Annotated in this window: 17 protein-coding genes; 10 read left to right on the forward strand and 7 right to left on the reverse strand. The window is 47.1% G+C overall.

Going from position 1 to position 16,839, the window contains the following annotated elements; translation table 11 throughout:
- Window positions 1-25: 25 nt before the first annotated feature.
- The 5 genes from iolC to MKX75_RS01570 all read left to right on the forward strand — a co-directional run bounded on the left by iolC (window position 26) and on the right by MKX75_RS01570 (window position 5,782).
- On the forward strand, window positions 26-1,036 hold the full coding sequence (gene iolC / locus MKX75_RS01550; RefSeq protein WP_047841171.1) for a 5-dehydro-2-deoxygluconokinase: 1,011 nt from the start codon (window positions 26-28) through the stop codon (window positions 1,034-1,036).
- A gap of 99 nt (window positions 1,037-1,135) precedes the next feature.
- The gene (locus tag MKX75_RS01555; protein ID WP_339168116.1) at window positions 1,136-2,611 is read left to right on the forward strand and encodes a CoA-acylating methylmalonate-semialdehyde dehydrogenase; all 1,476 of its coding nucleotides are present in this window, start codon (window positions 1,136-1,138) and stop codon (window positions 2,609-2,611) included.
- Between the two features lie 69 nt (window positions 2,612-2,680).
- Window positions 2,681-3,733, forward strand: coding sequence for an inositol 2-dehydrogenase (gene iolG / locus MKX75_RS01560; RefSeq protein WP_076334238.1), 1,053 nt, complete (start codon window positions 2,681-2,683; stop codon window positions 3,731-3,733).
- Window positions 3,734-3,841: 108 nt separating this feature from the next.
- Window positions 3,842-4,648 (forward strand): 5-deoxy-glucuronate isomerase, encoded by an 807-nt coding sequence (gene iolB, locus MKX75_RS01565; RefSeq protein WP_076334239.1) that lies wholly within the window; start codon window positions 3,842-3,844, stop codon window positions 4,646-4,648.
- A gap of 126 nt (window positions 4,649-4,774) precedes the next feature.
- Window positions 4,775-5,782, forward strand: coding sequence for a LacI family DNA-binding transcriptional regulator (locus tag MKX75_RS01570; protein WP_339168119.1), 1,008 nt, complete (start codon window positions 4,775-4,777; stop codon window positions 5,780-5,782).
- A 180-nt stretch (window positions 5,783-5,962) separates the two neighbouring features.
- Here the strand turns inward: MKX75_RS01570 and MKX75_RS01575 are convergent, their stop codons facing one another.
- Window positions 5,963-7,942: a methyl-accepting chemotaxis protein gene (locus MKX75_RS01575; RefSeq protein WP_076334241.1), complete on the reverse strand. Its 1,980-nt coding sequence runs from the start codon at window positions 7,940-7,942 to the stop codon at window positions 5,963-5,965.
- Between the two features lie 480 nt (window positions 7,943-8,422).
- On the opposite strand from MKX75_RS01575, the gene MKX75_RS01580 reads away from it, so the two are divergent.
- Both MKX75_RS01580 and MKX75_RS01585 read left to right on the forward strand, forming a co-directional pair.
- Complete coding sequence (locus tag MKX75_RS01580) at window positions 8,423-8,950, forward strand: hypothetical protein (protein ID WP_339168120.1); 528 nt, start codon at window positions 8,423-8,425, stop codon at window positions 8,948-8,950.
- Window positions 8,947-9,453 (forward strand): GNAT family N-acetyltransferase, encoded by a 507-nt coding sequence (locus MKX75_RS01585; RefSeq protein WP_339168122.1) that lies wholly within the window; start codon window positions 8,947-8,949, stop codon window positions 9,451-9,453. Before MKX75_RS01580 ends, MKX75_RS01585 begins: the two co-directional genes overlap by 4 nt.
- Window positions 9,454-9,573: 120 nt before the next feature.
- Here MKX75_RS01585 and MKX75_RS01590 read toward each other — a convergent pair whose 3' ends face one another.
- The 3 genes from MKX75_RS01590 to MKX75_RS01600 all read right to left on the reverse strand — a co-directional run bounded on the left by MKX75_RS01590 (window position 9,574) and on the right by MKX75_RS01600 (window position 11,468).
- On the reverse strand, window positions 9,574-9,933 hold the full coding sequence (locus MKX75_RS01590) for a hypothetical protein (RefSeq protein WP_339168124.1): 360 nt from the start codon (window positions 9,931-9,933) through the stop codon (window positions 9,574-9,576).
- 262 nt (window positions 9,934-10,195) lie between these two features.
- Window positions 10,196-11,035 carry a DUF4261 domain-containing protein gene (locus MKX75_RS01595; protein ID WP_339168125.1) on the reverse strand — a complete coding sequence of 280 codons (840 nt, stop codon included), beginning with the start codon at window positions 11,033-11,035 and terminating at the stop codon, window positions 10,196-10,198.
- Window positions 11,036-11,111: 76 nt separating this feature from the next.
- Window positions 11,112-11,468 (reverse strand): DUF1304 domain-containing protein, encoded by a 357-nt coding sequence (locus MKX75_RS01600; protein WP_076334246.1) that lies wholly within the window; start codon window positions 11,466-11,468, stop codon window positions 11,112-11,114.
- Between the two features lie 266 nt (window positions 11,469-11,734).
- Between MKX75_RS01600 and MKX75_RS01605 the strand changes: the two genes are divergently transcribed.
- The gene (locus tag MKX75_RS01605; RefSeq protein ID WP_339168126.1) at window positions 11,735-12,268 is read left to right on the forward strand and encodes an MOSC domain-containing protein; all 534 of its coding nucleotides are present in this window, start codon (window positions 11,735-11,737) and stop codon (window positions 12,266-12,268) included.
- 16 nt (window positions 12,269-12,284) lie between these two features.
- Here the strand turns inward: MKX75_RS01605 and MKX75_RS01610 are convergent, their stop codons facing one another.
- From MKX75_RS01610 to MKX75_RS01620, 3 genes are read right to left on the reverse strand one after another with little or no spacing between them, the layout of a single operon-like run.
- On the reverse strand, window positions 12,285-13,127 hold the full coding sequence (locus tag MKX75_RS01610; RefSeq protein ID WP_339168127.1) for a helix-turn-helix transcriptional regulator: 843 nt from the start codon (window positions 13,125-13,127) through the stop codon (window positions 12,285-12,287).
- Window positions 13,128-13,155: 28 nt separating this feature from the next.
- On the reverse strand, window positions 13,156-13,893 hold the full coding sequence (locus MKX75_RS01615) for a WecB/TagA/CpsF family glycosyltransferase (protein ID WP_076334248.1): 738 nt from the start codon (window positions 13,891-13,893) through the stop codon (window positions 13,156-13,158).
- A complete protein-coding gene (locus tag MKX75_RS01620; RefSeq protein WP_339168129.1) occupies window positions 13,890-14,429 on the reverse strand; it encodes an SUKH-3 domain-containing protein in 540 nt (179 codons plus the stop codon). The genes MKX75_RS01615 and MKX75_RS01620 overlap by 4 nt, the downstream gene beginning before the upstream one ends.
- Window positions 14,430-14,596: 167 nt before the next feature.
- On the opposite strand from MKX75_RS01620, the gene MKX75_RS01625 reads away from it, so the two are divergent.
- The gene (locus MKX75_RS01625; protein WP_339168130.1) at window positions 14,597-15,046 is read left to right on the forward strand and encodes an SRPBCC family protein; all 450 of its coding nucleotides are present in this window, start codon (window positions 14,597-14,599) and stop codon (window positions 15,044-15,046) included.
- Window positions 15,047-15,226: 180 nt separating this feature from the next.
- Window positions 15,227-16,756: a PAS domain-containing protein gene (locus MKX75_RS01630; protein WP_339168132.1), complete on the forward strand. Its 1,530-nt coding sequence runs from the start codon at window positions 15,227-15,229 to the stop codon at window positions 16,754-16,756.
- Window positions 16,757-16,839 lie beyond the last annotated feature (83 nt).

Consider the following 16,839-nt stretch of genomic DNA (forward strand, 5'->3'; position numbering starts at 1 on the left):
CACCACAGAAAGGGGCTCACATACAATGACTTACGTATCCTTTCCCGTATCCAGGAAGAAGGATTTTACCGCGATTGGCCGTCTGTGTATCGACTTGAATGCCAATGAGATCAATCGCCCAATGGAAGAGACGATGACGTTTACGAAATATGTGGGTGGCTCTCCGGCCAATATTACGATTGGCATGTCCAGACTGGGTATGGAGACAGCTTTTATTGGTAAGATCGCGGGTGACCAAATGGGCAGATTCATCCAGAGTTATTTGGAGAAGAACGGCATCGACACATCGAATGTAGTTACAGATGACACCGGAGCGGTGACAGGGCTCGCTTTTACCGAAATCAAAAGCCCAACGGATTGCAGTATCCTAATGTACCGGGACAATGTAGCTGATCTGTTATTACAGGCGCAAGAGGTGCAGGAGCAGTTAATTGCTGACTCCAAAGTGCTGCTAATCTCAGGTACAGCCCTCGCGCAGAGCCCATCCCGTGAAGCCGTATTACAGGCACTTACGTATGCGAAAAAACATGGCACAGTTATTGTGTTTGATCTGGACTATCGCCCATACACATGGACATCGGACGAAGAGACGGCGGTCTATTATAACCTCGCAGCCGAGAAATGCGATATCATTCTGGGCACACGTGAAGAGTTCGACATGATGGAGACATTCGACCACAATCCGGATCATAGCGATCAGGTGACTGCGCAGAAATGGTTCGATTTCTCAGCGAACATCGTTGTAATCAAACATGGCAAGGAAGGTTCCATTGCTTATACGCGTGAAGGGCTTTCCCACCGTGCGGACAGCTATCCGGCAAAAGTGGTCAAAACGTTCGGTGCAGGCGATTCTTATGCGGCAGGGTTCCTGTATGGATTGATGCAGGGCTGGACGATTGAGCGCAGTATGGCGTACGGCAGTGGCGCAGCAAGTATCGTCATTTCGAGCCACAGCTGTTCGGATGCGATGCCAACGGTGGAACAGGTGAATGACTACATCGAACGTTGCAATCGGGGCGAGATTACCGTGTCTTGAAGCACGTTGCAATACTTTGAATAACACACTCATACAGATCAACATCAATGATATAAGTTCAACATAAGGGATCACACATAAGCGAAGGGAGACAGGGCTATGGGAAAAGGGATTTCTGAAGCGTCTGCAACAGTGACAATGGTACAAAACTGGATCGGAGGTGCCTGGGTAACCCCAGCGTCAACTCGTACGGAGCCGGTTGTGAATCCGGCGACGGAAGAAGTTATTGCACATGTGCCACTGTCCGAACAAGCGGACGTGGATCTGGCCGTTCAGACAGCACGAGAAGCGTTCAAGTCATGGAGCAGCACACCGGTTCCACGCCGTGCACGTATTCTGTTCCGCTACCAGCAGCTGCTGGTGGAACATTGGGAAGAACTCGCTCGCCTGGTGACGCTGGAGAACGGTAAAAGTTATGCCGAAGCTTACGGCGAGGTATTGCGTGGCATTGAATGCGTCGAGTTCGCGGCCGGTGCCCCGAATCTGATGATGGGCAAACAACTGCCTGACATCGCGACAGGACTGGAGTCGGGCATGTACCGCTACCCGATCGGTGTTATTGGGGGAATTACCCCATTCAACTTCCCAATGATGGTACCGTGCTGGATGTTCCCGCTGGCTATTGCGTGCGGTAACACCTTTGTCCTGAAGCCGTCCGAGCGCACACCGCTACTGGCAGGCCGCCTGGCAGAGCTGTTCAAGGAAGCGGGGCTTCCGGACGGCGTGCTCAACATCGTTCACGGTGCGCATGATGTCGTGAACGGGTTGCTGGAACATAAGGATATTCAAGCGATCTCCTTTGTCGGATCACAACCTGTGGCTGAATACGTCTACACTACTGCATCCAAGCATGGCAAACGGGTACAGGCACTCGCGGGTGCCAAGAACCACTCCATCGTTATGCCAGACGCCGATCTCGATCTAACCGTGAAAGAGATTACCAGTGCAGCTTTTGGTTCAGCAGGGGAGCGTTGCATGGCATGTGCGGTTGTTGTGGCTGTGGGTGATGTGGCTGACGAACTGGTACAAAAGCTGGTGGAAGCAGCTGACCGCATTACCATTGGTAACGGTATGAATGAGGGCGTGTTCCTCGGTCCCGTCATCCGTGGACCACATAAAGAGCGCACACTCAGTTACATTGAAGCGGGAGAGCAGGAAGGCGCGGCATTGATCCGGGATGGACGCAAAGATCAGGCGACAAGTGAAGCTGGTTATTTTGTGGGGCCAACGGTATTCGACCAAGTTGAGAGCAGTATGAAAATCTGGCAGGATGAGATCTTTGCTCCGGTACTCTCGGTGGCAAGAGTGTCTACGCTGGAGGAAGCGGTAGAACTGGCGAATCGTTCAGACTTTGCCAACGGGGCGTGTCTGTTCACCCGCAGCGGGGCGAGTATGCGTCAATTCCGTGAAACGATTGATGCGGGCATGTTGGGTATTAACCTGGGCGTACCTGCGCCAATGGCATTCTTCCCGTTTTCCGGGTGGAAGAAATCCTTCTACGGTGATCTGCATGCCAATGGCAAGGATGGTGTTGAATTCTACACTCGCAAGAAGATGGTAACGGCGCGCTGGTAACAACCAGAGCATAACTCGGGCTAAGGGGAACGCCCAGCCCATATGGACGCACATAGGGAGGATAACGGAATGGGCAAGGACAAAGTGAGAATTGGCATCATCGGTGCTGGACGGATCGGCAAAATTCATGCAGACAATCTCCTGCGCAACCTGCATGCCGAGATTGTGGGAATCAGTGACTTGTTCGCGGGTCCTGATTTGGAGGCTTGGGCCTCCAGACGTGGCATTCCTGTTGTAACGACAGACAGCAGTCAGTTGATCTCGATGCCTAATGTAGACGCGGTGCTGATCTGTTCTTCAACAGATACACATGTGCCGCTGATCGAACAGGCCGCCCAGGCGGGCAAACACATCTTTTGCGAGAAGCCGGTCAGCATGGATCTAGCACAGACTCAAGCGGCTGTAGCGGCGGTCCAGAAGGCTGGCGTGAAGCTGCAAATCGGATTTAACCGCCGCTTCGATCACAACTTCAGACGGGTACGTGCACATGTGCAGGATGGTACGATTGGTGATCCACATATTATCAAAATTACGTCTCGTGACCCGAGTCCGCCGCCTGCGGAGTACATTCGGGTATCTGGCGGGATCTTCATGGACATGATGATTCATGATTTTGACATGGCACGCTATCTGTCCGGGAGTGAAGTGGAAGAAGTATACGCCCAGGGCAATGTGCTGATTAATCCGGTCTTTGCAGAACATGGTGACGTGGATACAGCGATTGTAACGATGACGTTTGCCAACGGAGCGATTGGTGTTATTGATAACAGCCGTCAGGCTGTATATGGATACGATCAGCGTGTTGAAGTATTTGGTTCGATGGGCAGCGCGGCAGCAGCGAATGATCATCCGAATACGGCTGAGATCAGTACAGCGACCGGGCTGATGCGCGACAAACCGTTACACTTTTTCCTGGAACGTTACAATGAAGCGTATGTACAGGAGACAGCCCTCTTTATTGATGCAATCATTAATGATACACCGGTTATCGTAGATGGCCATGATGCAGTACAGGCAGAACGAATTGCGCTGGCAGCAAAAATGTCCATGGAGCGGGGAAGACCTGTGAAGCTGAGTGAAGTCCCTGGGGTGTCCCTGGAATCGCAAACGGCAACGTCATAGGTGGATAATTAAAGTCACTTTTTTGAATAGAGCGCATGAATAGTCCAATTTTTGTTTTTAGAAGTATCATGTTGTTGTGGACGACTACAGAAAGGAGTGGATGGCTAGATGTCAGAACGTATTGTGAAACCCGTGGTCAATCCGGAGGGGGACGGTACGCTTATCAACGTAACACCGGAGTCGGCGGGGTGGGAATATGTTGGCTTTCAGGTAGCGAAGCTGGCGGAGGGGGAGACGCTAACCCGTGAGAGCGGTGATCAGGAACTCTGTGTGGTGCTCCTCAGCGGTTTCGCCAATGTAAGTACCCGGGAGCACACATGGGATAATATCGGAAAAAGAATGAGTGTTTTCGAGAAAATCCCGCCGTATTCGGTCTACGTCTCAATTTCCGATCAAGTGCAGATCACAGCGCGTACTGAACTAGAAATTGCTATATGTGTTGCGCCCGGAAAAGGCACGTATCCGGCTCGTCTCATTGCACCCGAAGATGTAGGGGTAGAGGCGAGAGGATATGGCAATCTGGAGCGCCAGATTCACAACATTTTGCCGGAACAAAAGGAAGCGGACAGTCTGCTCGTTGTTGAGGTGTTCACACCAGATGGGCATTGGTCCAGTTACCCGCCACATAAGCATGATCGGGACGCACTCCCGGATGAATCTTTGCTGGAAGAAACGTATTATTTCCGTGTGCAGCCTGAGCAGGGGTTTGCCATTCAGCGTATATACACGGATGATCGCTCTGTGGATGAGACGCTTGCAGTGAAAAACGGTGAAGTGGTGCTTGTTCCGGACGGATATCATCCGGTAGGTGCTCCTCCGGGGTATGAGGTCTACTATCTGAACGTGATGGCTGGCCCAACCCGGACATGGAAATTCCATAACGACCCTGACCATGAGTGGTTGATGAAAAAGTAAAACAGTTCCTGCTACGCACATTGTGCTCGCTTCAAGTTGCGTATGCAGACTTCCCCCTGCATAATGAGAAGAGAACAATTATCTATGTATAACGAAATTTATATATAGCACAAATGGGGAAAAACAATGAAAGCAACCATATACGATATAGCACGCGAGGCGGGTGTATCCATTGCAACCGTCTCGCAGGTCATTAATGGCAAAGGCAAAATCAGCGAGAAGCGACGCGCCGAGATTATGGAGATCATGGAACGCCTACATTATCAACCCAGCGCGATCGCAGCTGCACTTACAGGTAAGCAGACGTATACACTGGGGCTGCTCGTACCGGACATTTCGAACCCGTATTTCGCAGAACTGGCGAGAGCAGTCGAGGATCGAAGCCGTCAATTGGGCTACAGTGTGGTCATCTGCAGTACGGATAATAAGGACGAGCGGGTAGAGCGTTACCTGAATCTGCTTCAGCAAAAAAGGGTAGATGGCATGATGGTCGGAACCGGAATCGATAATGCCGAAATTTTGTCACCTCTCTTGCAGCAGTCCATCCCTGTCGCTTTGATTGCCCGTCATATGCCGTCCCTGTCGGTTCATACAGTCACCATTGACGACATACTCGGCGGAGCACTCGCAGCGGAGCATCTGCTTGAACTTGGGCACACCCGTCTAGCGGTATTGTCGGAACCGTCCAAAGTCAGCAGCAGTCAGGAACGTGTACGCGGATTCCGTGAAACACTGATTAAGGCAGGTCAGACGCTGGAACCGAATCAGATCCGAGAATCGGCAGCTGACCTGAGCTCGGCCAAAAAAGAGGCGCTACTGCTGCTCGGTGAGAACGATCACCCAACAGGTTTGTTCTGTTGTAATGACATTCAGGCCATTGGTGCTCTTCAGGCAGCCAAAGAGCTGGGGCTACGTGTGCCAGAGGATGTGTCGATTATCGGGTTTGATAATACCATTTTGGCTTCGGTAACCAGTCCACCGCTTACGACCGTTGCCCAGCCAATTGAAGAACTGGGACATCGGGCTGTAGATCTGTTGATTGAAGAGTTGAAGGATGAGCGTAAAGAGCCGCAGAAAATTGTGCTGAAGCCTGAGCTGGTTATCCGAGATTCAGCAGGCCGTGTATTGGGCTGATAACAATTAGGTTTCCAGCGTGGGCTGACCAGCCGTGAGGCCAAACGGGCCAAGCCTACTTGTGTCATATTGAACTTTTATCCAGATACGGGTGCCGTATCATCCCTCATTCGGAATATGTAACATAACAATGTAACAAACAAGCCGCGTTCCCCCAATGGGAGAACGCGGCTTGTTGATTTAAATCTTGAACTTCTTCACTTCCTCGGCGAGCGTATTAGCTTGTTGAGCCAGTTCATTGGAGCGCTCCGAGATACTCGTAATGTAATTGAACTGTTCCTGCGTAGAGGAAGCAACCTCTTCTGTGGAAGCGGCGCTCTGTTGCGACATGGCCGCTACGCTGGAGATCACTTCAGCAATTTTGCCCGAGCTGCTGTCCAGTTCAGTTGTTGCAGATGATACCTGCTGAAGCTGGTTGTCGATGCCTTCAATGGATTGTTTGATTCGCATAAACGAATTTCGCATCTCATGCACCGCAGCGACCTGCTGCTCAATACCATGTTCAGCAGAATCAACCTCGCTCACACTTTGACGACTAGCCGCCTGGATTTCATTCAGCAACACGATGATATCCTGAGCAGATCCTGCGGATTGTTCAGCCAGTTTGCGTACTTCCTCGGCAACCACCGCGAATCCACGTCCATGTTCACCCGCTCTGGCCGCTTCAATGGAAGCGTTCAAGGCAAGCAGGTTGGTCTGGGAGGCGATACCTTGAATCATGCTGACGATGTCTTCAATCTTCTGTGATTTGTCTGCCAGTAGGGTGATCGATTCACCTACGCGGTCGATGGATTGACGGTTGCCATCCGAAAGTTCCACCTGGTGATCTACCGCCTGCAGTCCAGCCAGCATGGCTTCTCCTGCTTCGCGCATCATCGTTACGGACTGCTCCACACTGCGATTAATACCGCCCACACTATTGCTCATCTCCGACAGACGGCTTGAGCCATCATACACCGATTCAGCCTGTGTACTGGAGCCTTGAGCGAGTTCATCCGTGGCAATGGAGATCTGCTCCGCGATGCGCTTGGTGTTGTCCGTATGCTCCTGCATCTCACCCGAGATACTTTGTACGCGATCAGCAGAGGCCGTTACTTGTCTGAACAGCGTGCTAAGCTGATCTGACATCTGATTGAACGCCATGCCAAGCTCAGCGAACTCATCTTTGCCTTTGATCTGCACCCGTCCTGTAAAGTCACCACTCGACATCTGGCGTGACGTTCCATGCAGACTTCTCAGCGGCTTGATGAAGAGTGTTGCGATCCAATAGGCACCTGCCAATACAACCAGCAACGTAATACCGATAATGAGAATGTAGTTATTGCGCAATTCATAATACTCAGCGTAGGCCAACTTCTCGGAGATGATGGAGCCTACAGCCCAGCCGGTGCTTGGAATCTGATGATAGAACAATAGATAATTCTCGTCATTATATTGGAAGGGCTTCTGACCTGACGGATTCGCCTGCATATCTGCCAACAGCGGGTTTAACTCCGCATTATCAGCGGCTGAGGTGTTCACGAGCTTATCATCAGGGTGAGCCAGAAGCAGCCCGTTTTTATCGATTAAAAAGGTATAGCCCAACCCGTCCAGGTTTATTTTCCCCACGGTATCGGTAAGTGTAGAGAGCAACAGGTCGCCTGCGACAACCCCTTGCATTGTGCCTTCTTTATTTTGAACCGGCATGGCAATCGATACCGCGTATTGCTCCGACATCATATCCAGATAAGGATCAGAGTATGTCAACTGATTGGCTTGCTTCGCTTCCTGGTACCATGGACGCTGTCTTGGGTCATAATCGGCATCGGGAGTCCAGTCTGAACCATTCATGAAGCTGCCGTCCTGCTCTGAACCGTAATACAGATCCGACAGACTCTCTTTGTTACTGCCCAGCTTCATAATGTTAAAGTATTCTTCCGTGAGTTCTCCCTCAGGCACGCCTTCCTGGATGACAAAACCTAACGTTTCGATGACTTTGGCATTACTGCTGATCCAACCATCCAACTGATTTGCTGAAGAGGCCATTAAGCCATTCAATTTGGAGTCCACATTACGCGTGGCTTGCTTTTCAGTTTGAACCAAGCCAAGGGAAGCCAGTGGTAGTGCAGTAATCAATACAGCGGCCAGAAACATAATCATTAATTTTGGTTTGAGCTTCATTACAATTCCCCCTAGCGTTTAACAATTACATGCCTATACTTCTTCAAATAACATATTATCGTGCGTGGCGAGCATGGTGTTCCAAGCTGATTTGTTGATAATGCTCACTTGTTAAAACTGGCCCGAGTATAATCTCGGGATGTCATGGATGTGTAAGAATGAATGGAGCTTATGAAGTATATCGTCATTTTTAGTTTAAATTTTAGATAATCAAACAAGTTAGTTAGCGAGCATAGAAATTTATTTTAATTACTAAATTTGAAAACGGAATCATGATCTGGAAGTCTTGTATACGTCGACTACATAATTTTTTCGCTACCGTTCAAGCATTATCAGTAACTATAGTTTAGGCAAAAACGTTATCGAAATGGACAGGGTAAATAAGAATTTACTTTGGAACAGCAGGAGTGAGATGATATACTGGGAAGTATCATTAATTACCATTTTATATATGTTTTGTGGTATATGGAGGAGAGCGGTATGATTAAAAGAATTAAAATCATTATGAGTATCGTCATGATTATTGTTGTTGTAGCTATTGCAGTGCGTATGTATACCTCTGGTCAATACACTATGTATATCCCCAGCAAACATACGACGTTTCGAGCAGAGGTTACAGATCATATGAGCATGCTGGATAGATTGGATCGACTGACAATTAGGAAAATTTCAAGTGCAGATCTGTATAGTGAAGAAGATGAAGTGACGATTACAGATCCCAAAGAGATTAGAGATATGCTGAAGCTGTTGAAGGATGTTGAACTTAAAAGAGTACAGAAATTCGACGTTTCCAAAAGGAATCCATATTACTATGAATGGCGACTTACCATTAATAAAGAAGGTCGATTTACCGATCGATTCGGATTGACATTCTATAATGAGCATGCCGTTTCAATTTACAGTGAGTACAAGACACGAGACCAACTTCAAGATTACGAAATTACTAATGAGCTCAATATAAATGAGATGGAGCGCCTTTTTGAAAAACTGAAGGAGGAGCAAACATGACCAAGAAAAACTATCATATACGTCCGATCGAAGAACAGGATATCCCTTTTCTGTGGGAGATGTTATACGCATCCCTGCATACACGAGAAGGCGATGAACCGCTACAACTCGAAAGTGTACATACTCCTGAGCTATCCAAATATGTTGAAGGCTGGGGAAGAGAAGGGGATTTCGGGTATGTTGCGGTAGACCAGCATGGTAAAAGATTAGGTTCGATAACATTACGATTCTATACGGACCAGAATGCGGGTTACGGTTATGTGAATGCAGCTACGCCAGAGATGGGGATGGCTGTAACTGAAGATGCACGTGGAAAAGGTGTAGGCACCTTACTGCTTCAGACTGCACTGGATGAAGCCAAACGGCGGGGAATTGAAGCAGTCTCGCTCAGTGTAGACCCGGATAACGAAGCGATTCGTTTATATAGGCGGCTAGGGTTCGTGGAGGAAGGCTTCTGTGGTACATCAGTAACGATGGTGCGTGTAAGTAGCTTGGAATCTTAAAGGATCTGCGATCTTTCTGCTGAATTAATAAAAAGGCGCTCCCTCATGGGAAACGCCTCTTTCTTTTGTCGTGTATAGCACATACATGTTCTCTTTAAACTCACGCTGTAATACTTCGATTTATTTCAACAAAAATGCCAAAGCCTCGTCATACGTTTCCCATTGGAATTCAGTCTGGTGCGCCGATTCTTTGGAAATCCGATTCAATTGCATTTTGGCGATCGCACCACCAACGGCTACGCTGGCTCGCTTCATCCCCCACTGTGTCAGTAATTTCTGGTGTTCCACGATTTTTTCTTTCGTATCCTGAGGGAATGCCTTCATGCTTCGCATATCGACTAGCACATCAAACGAATTCCCTAATTGCTCCGCTAATCTCTGAATCTCTGTATTCGCTTGTTCGACATGTTCAGGGGAGACAATACCTTCCCAAGTAATTTCAATAATAGGTTTAGTTGAATCCAAACGTCTAACAGACATGTAGGCAACTCCTCGATAATAAAATGATATGTATTAATATGAGACTATAAGCCTATTAATTATACCTTTTTATAGCATGAATGAAAACTTAAATCAAAGTTATGTGGTTCTTATGAACTACTTCTTCCTAGTGGAGTTAAATTCAGGGATTGCTTCCATATCGTCAATTGGAAGGAGGTTGAATAGCTAAGAAGCCGTCCAGAGTATGAACTCCAGACGGCTTCTAAAACGGTGACACGATAAAGTGAAAGTCCTACGTCAGTTAGAGTCCGATCTTCAAACTGTTACCTTCCGTTGCTACACCTTTGGAAAGGGAAATGCTTAGCTTTTGTTCTGCCGAGAAACCAAGTGTTTCCCCGTCATGCAGTGTGACGTCGTTTTCAACCACATACGTTGTGGTCATGAACATCATCTCAAATACATCGCTTAAGGACTCCGAGGATTGCATAATCTCCATCTCTTCTTTGCCAAAGTTACGTAGTCCGTAAGTGTAAGCTGAAGCGCCTTCGGCATTTTGGTATAATCCGATGAAAATCCAGAGCGAGACGGGCATCTCATCATGCTTGATTCCACGGCTGGTCTCGACATATTGACTGGCTTCAACCACAAGCGGGGCCATGTATATTGCGAGCGCGTGATCCAACTGCAATAAGGCACTCGCTGTCTGAGTGAACAGAACATGTCCCTCAATAGCATCTGTTGCGTTCAGAACAGAGACAATAATCTGAGACTGGTGTCGTGAGGTAACTTGCTCTGCTTCTCGCCAAAGGATGTTAAGTTTGGCATTCTCCTCAACTTCACGGTCAGGCACAGGCGCGGCAATGTGGGCACATACCACCTGCATTCCATTCACTTCAAAAAAGAGATTGCCCTCCTCCGAGCGTTCCTCAATCTCAATATTCCATTCGTTTTTCATATTTTTGATGAAGAGGTCAAAATCACAATCTTCACGCTCCAGCAGAACAAAACCCACGATGGTTTCACTGTAATTCGTCGATTCGACAGCACCACCTGCAGGTACCTTCTCCTTTTTGCGCCGCCGAAGCTTGTCAAACAATCCCATGACATGTTCTCCTTCCAATTCCAGATCGATTCTGGTCATTGTACACTGCTATCTATTCACTACCTTACCATAAAGGAGTTAACATGAATCGAAGCAATGTACTATTCGACAGAAATTACAGGAACAGAACTAGCAACAATGCAATGATCGCAGGCAATCCTTGTTTAATAATGATGGAACGTGAAGAAGTAGCCCCTCCATAGAGGGCCGCGATAATCACACACGCCAGGAAGAAAATCTGAATATGCTGTCCAACGGCAACATCCGGATATACGAGTCCCCAGATCAGACCTGCCGCAAGAAATCCATTGTAAAGACCTTGATTGGCCGCGAGAGATTTGGTGGATTTGGCGAATTCCGGCGTGAGATTAAAGGTTTTCATTGTGCGTGGACGAGTCCACATAAACATCTCCATCACCATGATATAGATGTGTTCGACAGCTACAAGAGCTACAAAAATGATACTAATCAAAGGAAACACCTTACTTTCTATATGTAATTTATTTACTTGTCCATCTTAGTATAAATGTTTGCAACGAGAACGGAAAGAACAAAATTAATTTTCAACAATTTAATTGTGTATTATCTAAAATGTTTATCATTTTCCAAGTGCGTTATGATGTTGAAAATAAAAAAATGGATACAAAGGTAAGCATACGCCGATTGTCGAAAATCCATTCATTGGGTAATAATGAACAATAAAGAAGCAATATTGCTCAGGAAAGAGAGGAGATTACTATGGGAACTGTTCAATTCGTCTTGTTGGCTGATGATCCATCCACTTTTGTGACGCGAGTTGTTCCTTTTATCGACATCGAGCTTGCGGGAATTCCGGGTGACCGTCACTATGGTTTGCTTCATCCGGCGGACTCCCGTCAGAAAATCTACAAGCGCGGCATACCGATTGCGAATCGTCGCCAGATCAGCATTGTGTCTGAGGAAGAATGTGCTCTTATCGCTGAGAAAATGAACATTCCTGAAGTGCGTCCAGAATGGCTTGGTGCCAATATGCTGGTCCGTGGCATTGATCGATTGACTGAATTGCCTGCTGGAACGCGGCTTCTATTTCCAAACGGGACGGGGTTAATATGCGAAGGAGAGAATCTTCCCTGTGTGCATCCGGGGAAAATGATTGAGCAATTCTACGAACAGGACGGTTTGCGTAAAAAGTTCGTGCCAGCCGCTCGCAAAAAACGTGGGATCGTCTGCTCGGTTGAACGTGAAGGTGTAATCCATACGGGGGATACCATCGAAGTCATTCGCCTGTCCTGATTTTCAGGACAGGTTTTTAATTCATCAGCCCATAGCGCGCGCCATTCGGTTGTTTAGAGTGTATATACTCCTCTGGTGTGCTTCCGATAATGGACTTGAAATCTCGGATGAAATGGGATTGATCATGATATCCGAGATCCTGAGATAGCTTAACCAGATCATAGTGAAGACCACGCTCCATCCATTCTGCAGCATTTTGCAGACGATACAATTTAATTACGGTTTTCGGTCCAATACCTACATACTGATTGAACAGGCGCTGTAGCTTTCTTTTATGAATTTTCCAATACGAAGACAGATCATCTACTCTCAGCATCTCACGGTTCTGTTCAATCTGTTGCACAATATCGTTAACCAGCGTCGCTTGGGCATCTTCAGCTGGAAGGTGCGCACATAATAGCTGATCGATGTAACCGATTTTATCCGCATCATCATCCCCATCCTGAAGTAGCCGTTCTTCCAAGGAACCTGCTGTGACCTCAAGAATACGGGATACATCCATCGGTTGTCCGTAAAGTGAAGAGACAGGAACCCGAAGGAAGGGATAGAATCCTCCTGGTTTGAACTTCACACCAAATACACGGCCCTTCCCGCTCACAAGATAGGAGAATTTACGTCCCGACGGTCCGAAGCAAAACGTATTGTTCCGCTCCACAACCAGATTGACACAGGGGTTAGGCACGATATGTTGAGGATACAGTTCAAGTCCAGTCAGATCCCACGATACGATCCAATAATGTTTAACAAAAGGGCGAAGTGCTTCGGAAGGAGCATGGCGCGTCAGTTGATATCTTTGGTCACCTTCATTCAGATTCAGCAGGCCCATACTTGGTCTGTCTCCTTGATCTACCTGTTTCATCCGGACCATTCCTCCTGCTCATCTCACATTATTTAGGCTCTCTGAACAACAATGCCCGCACAGCAAAACGGGGTAAAATGAGTTGTCTACGCCATCTCGAAGGTTGACTGAGAAGGCGATAGAGCCACTCCAAATTAAGCTTCTGCCATATCGCAGGGGCACGTTTGGTTTTGCCAGCCAAGATATCGAGACTACCTCCCACTCCTATGGCTACACGAGCGTTCAACTGATGGCGATACTTGTTAATCCAGTGTTCTGCATGGGGTGCGCCAAGAGCTACGATAAGAAAGTCCGGTTGAGCAGTACAAATCTCTTCTACAATCTGTTGTTCCTCATCTGCCTGAAAAAAACCATGGTGTCTGCCTTTGACGACAACTCCCGGATAGCGTTGCGCAATAACCTTCACCGCCTGTTCACTGACACTTTCTTCTGCTCCCAGCATGTAGAATGACCAGTGTTTTCGATCGCCTTCCTCCAATAAACGAAATAGCAGATCACAACCGGTTACCCGTTCAGTCAATTGTCCACCCCGCACACGGGATACCATTACAATGCCAGCACCGTCAGCGGTAACCAACCCGGCTTGATCGACAACTTGGCGAAGAGAGGCATTATTTTGACAGGACATGACGATCTCGGGATTTCCTGTGATGACATGGAACAGTTCAGTGCTTTCCTGATCTACGACTTCACCAAGGATCGCAACAGTTTGATCCATCGTGACATTGGGAAAAGGGATACCCATAATATTGGTTGATTGGCTCATGTCTCATTTCCTTTCTGATTCCGACCCATGAGTGAATGGGGGACAAGCTTATGCGTGTGAAGTTCATGTATCATACTGTCAATCAGATTATCGAATGCATGTACGTTTGGATCATAATCGTGTAACAAATACAGTTTGCCTGAACGGCCAATAGCTGTGACTGCAGAATAGTAGTATCCGGTTAATCCAAGACAATAACAATCTTCATTAGCGTATTTCAAGATCGAATGCATCTCTGCGGAACAACGTAGCGTTTCTTCAGCATTCGGAATAAAATGAAATTCATATTCATGCCAAGGGCTTTCAGCAGGCACTTCCCCGGCAGTGTGGCTATAGTATTTAAAATATATAAGTTCATCTATTCCCCAAAACTCTTCAAGAAACGATCGCGCAGCCGGAAATAAATCTGCGGATGTAGAGCACTGCTCAATGTATGCCGAGATGTCAACGCATCGGTTCTCATACCAGCCTGCTTTCTGCAGCAACTGAATCATTTGTTGATAAGGTAACAATGAGGATTGTGACGTTCCAGTCATACTGAACAACTCCTGTTATTTCATTCCAGTTCAGTATATCTGATCTTCTGAAAAAGGACTATATAACCTGATGTCGCGTTTTTACAATACGACCTTTGGGGTATAACGATAGGATAGGAGTGCGAGGTTGGCAGATCGCATATCCAATACATAAAGGGAGTGAGTCTATGGAACTCAAATATGAGTTTTATATCAATGCAGGGCTGGAAGATGTGTGGAATGCTCTCATTTCGCCAGACGGCACACGGAACAGCTTTTTCGGTAGTGAACTTCGTACGAATTTTCAGCCAGGTCAGCCGTTTGCTTATGTAGGGCCGGGCAATGATGGTCCAGAGACTGTCCATGTGTATGGAGATATATTAGAATTCGAACCTTTGTCCAGACTCAGCTATCAGGAGCATCCAGGTCCATCATATCATGCGAACCATGCCGAGCTTCAATCCAGAGTGGCTTTCCAGTTGGAGACTGTGGGGGGGTGTACGAAGCTTACGCTGATCAATGATCAATTTACAGATAACCATCCTTCCTTTGCCAATGCACAGAGCAGCTGGTGGATGATCCTGAGCAGCATCAAAACTTGGGTAGAGACGGGAAAAACACTGAATTTTGGCTGGTAGTTAGCTGGCAAGAGGCAGTCATGAATGATTGATTATAATAATAAAAAATATATATAACAAATGAACCAGTGCTGATTCAGCGCTGGTTCATTTTGTTTATACAAATTAAGACTATAGCTCTACATTTAATGTCTAATTATGTCGAAATATATATCATATGACCTAAGAGGAGAAATGAACATGTTTCGTAAAAGCACTGAATCTACCAAACAACTTCGTATAGATGAGCATCAAAAATTACTGGAGTATAGTCGTAAGCTGGTTGCAAACGCAGAAAAGGGCGACTATGGTACATGGGTCGAAGATGGTATTGAATTTCAGAATACCAATGAAATAGCCAGTAACATCAAAAAAGCAGTACATATGATGAAAGCACAAAACGAAGCTGTGGAAATGCGTCTTAAGATGCTGAATCAGGCGATGAATGTGGGATTATGGGAATCTGAAATCGTTGCCGGTGATGCGCTGGATAACAATAATATCATCGCATTTTCGAATGAATTCCGCCAAATGTTAGGTTTCCATAATGCCAAGGATTATCCCGATTCCTTTGCAAGCTGGGCCAAATCTATCTATCCGGATGACAGACCTCAGCTAGTGCAGGAGATTATGAAACATGTGAATGACCCTGGAGCAACGAATGCTTATAACGTAATTAGTCGTATGATTACAAAAAGTGGAGAAATCCGCTGGTTCCGATGTCTTGGACAAGTCGTCCGAAATCAGGCTGGCGTTCCGGTCAAACTTCTGGGCATCATGTTTGATATTCATGAGGAAAAAAGTAAGTCCGATGAGCTGGAAGCACTCGTCACCCGATATGATCTGGTTAACCGCGCCTTGGTGGAGGCACCGTGGGATATGACCGTTGTGGCAGGAGATGTGGTTAACCCGAATAATGAATTTTGGTGGTCACCCCAGTTCCGCAGAGAATTAGGGTTCAAAGACGAGCAGGATTTCCCGAATGTGTTCAGCAGCTGGAGCAGCCGATTGCATCCGGAAGACCATGATCGGACGATCAATGAATTTGCCAGACATATGAATGATTACAGTGGCCGTACGCCGTACGATCTGGATTATCGTCTGCAACGCAAAGACGGGGAGTATCGGTGGTACCACGCGGGTGGAGAGACCATTCGGGATCAGGATGGAGTACCGCTCCGTGTAGCTGGAACGATTCGTGATGTAACCCATGAGAAGAACAAGGAGCAGATCGTGGAAGCCATGAATATGAAAACAAAACAATTGTCGGAGTCCATTGGTGAGATGGTACGTGGAATCAACTCGATTACTGATCAGGCACAGGATTTGGTAACTGCACAGGAATTGTCTGCCGATGCAGCCATTCAAGTGAAAAGCAGTGCAGATGATACGAAGAATATCACCGTGTTTATTCGAGAGATAGCCAGTCAGACCAATCTACTCGGTCTGAATGCAGCCATTGAAGCCGCGCGAGCGGGAGAGCTGGGACTGGGGTTCGGCGTCGTTGCAGGTGAAGTGCGTAAACTGGCTGATCACAGTTCGGAGGCCACAGTAAATATCGAAGATAGCATGCAGCAGATGAAAACACTGATTGATCAGATTCTTGAGCACATCGGTAATATGTCCACATTAACGCAAAATCAAGCTGCTCTGACACAACAGGTAAATGCTTCAATGGATGAGATCAACACCATGTCACAGGATCTGGTTAATTACTCGCGGAATCTATAATCTCGAAGCCGTTTGTTGTAACATCACGATCATTGGCACACATCATCAACAAAAAACCACCGGGAGGCATTTCTGCTTCCGGT

Source organism: Paenibacillus sp. FSL R5-0341, assembly GCF_037975235.1.
Classification (GTDB): Bacteria; Bacillota; Bacilli; order Paenibacillales; family Paenibacillaceae; genus Paenibacillus; species Paenibacillus amylolyticus_A.

Excerpts from the sequence above, each read along its gene's own strand:
- iolC (WP_047841171.1), top strand. The coding sequence starts at position 26 with ATGACTTACGTATCCTTTCCCGTATCCAGGAAGAAGGATTTTACCGCG.
- MKX75_RS01555 (WP_339168116.1), top strand. The coding sequence starts at position 1,136 with ATGGGAAAAGGGATTTCTGAAGCGTCTGCAACAGTGACAATGGTACAA.
- iolG (WP_076334238.1), top strand. The coding sequence starts at position 2,681 with ATGGGCAAGGACAAAGTGAGAATTGGCATCATCGGTGCTGGACGGATC.
- iolB (WP_076334239.1), top strand. The coding sequence starts at position 3,842 with ATGTCAGAACGTATTGTGAAACCCGTGGTCAATCCGGAGGGGGACGGT.
- MKX75_RS01570 (WP_339168119.1), top strand. The coding sequence starts at position 4,775 with ATGAAAGCAACCATATACGATATAGCACGCGAGGCGGGTGTATCCATT.
- MKX75_RS01575 (WP_076334241.1), bottom strand. The coding sequence starts at position 7,942 with ATGAAGCTCAAACCAAAATTAATGATTATGTTTCTGGCCGCTGTATTG.
- MKX75_RS01580 (WP_339168120.1), top strand. The coding sequence starts at position 8,423 with ATGATTAAAAGAATTAAAATCATTATGAGTATCGTCATGATTATTGTT.
- MKX75_RS01585 (WP_339168122.1), top strand. The coding sequence starts at position 8,947 with ATGACCAAGAAAAACTATCATATACGTCCGATCGAAGAACAGGATATC.
- MKX75_RS01590 (WP_339168124.1), bottom strand. The coding sequence starts at position 9,933 with ATGTCTGTTAGACGTTTGGATTCAACTAAACCTATTATTGAAATTACT.
- MKX75_RS01595 (WP_339168125.1), bottom strand. The coding sequence starts at position 11,035 with ATGACCAGAATCGATCTGGAATTGGAAGGAGAACATGTCATGGGATTG.
- MKX75_RS01605 (WP_339168126.1), top strand. The coding sequence starts at position 11,735 with ATGGGAACTGTTCAATTCGTCTTGTTGGCTGATGATCCATCCACTTTT.
- MKX75_RS01610 (WP_339168127.1), bottom strand. The coding sequence starts at position 13,127 with ATGAAACAGGTAGATCAAGGAGACAGACCAAGTATGGGCCTGCTGAAT.
- MKX75_RS01615 (WP_076334248.1), bottom strand. The coding sequence starts at position 13,893 with ATGAGCCAATCAACCAATATTATGGGTATCCCTTTTCCCAATGTCACG.
- MKX75_RS01620 (WP_339168129.1), bottom strand. The coding sequence starts at position 14,429 with ATGACTGGAACGTCACAATCCTCATTGTTACCTTATCAACAAATGATT.
- MKX75_RS01625 (WP_339168130.1), top strand. The coding sequence starts at position 14,597 with ATGGAACTCAAATATGAGTTTTATATCAATGCAGGGCTGGAAGATGTG.
- MKX75_RS01630 (WP_339168132.1), top strand. The coding sequence starts at position 15,227 with ATGTTTCGTAAAAGCACTGAATCTACCAAACAACTTCGTATAGATGAG.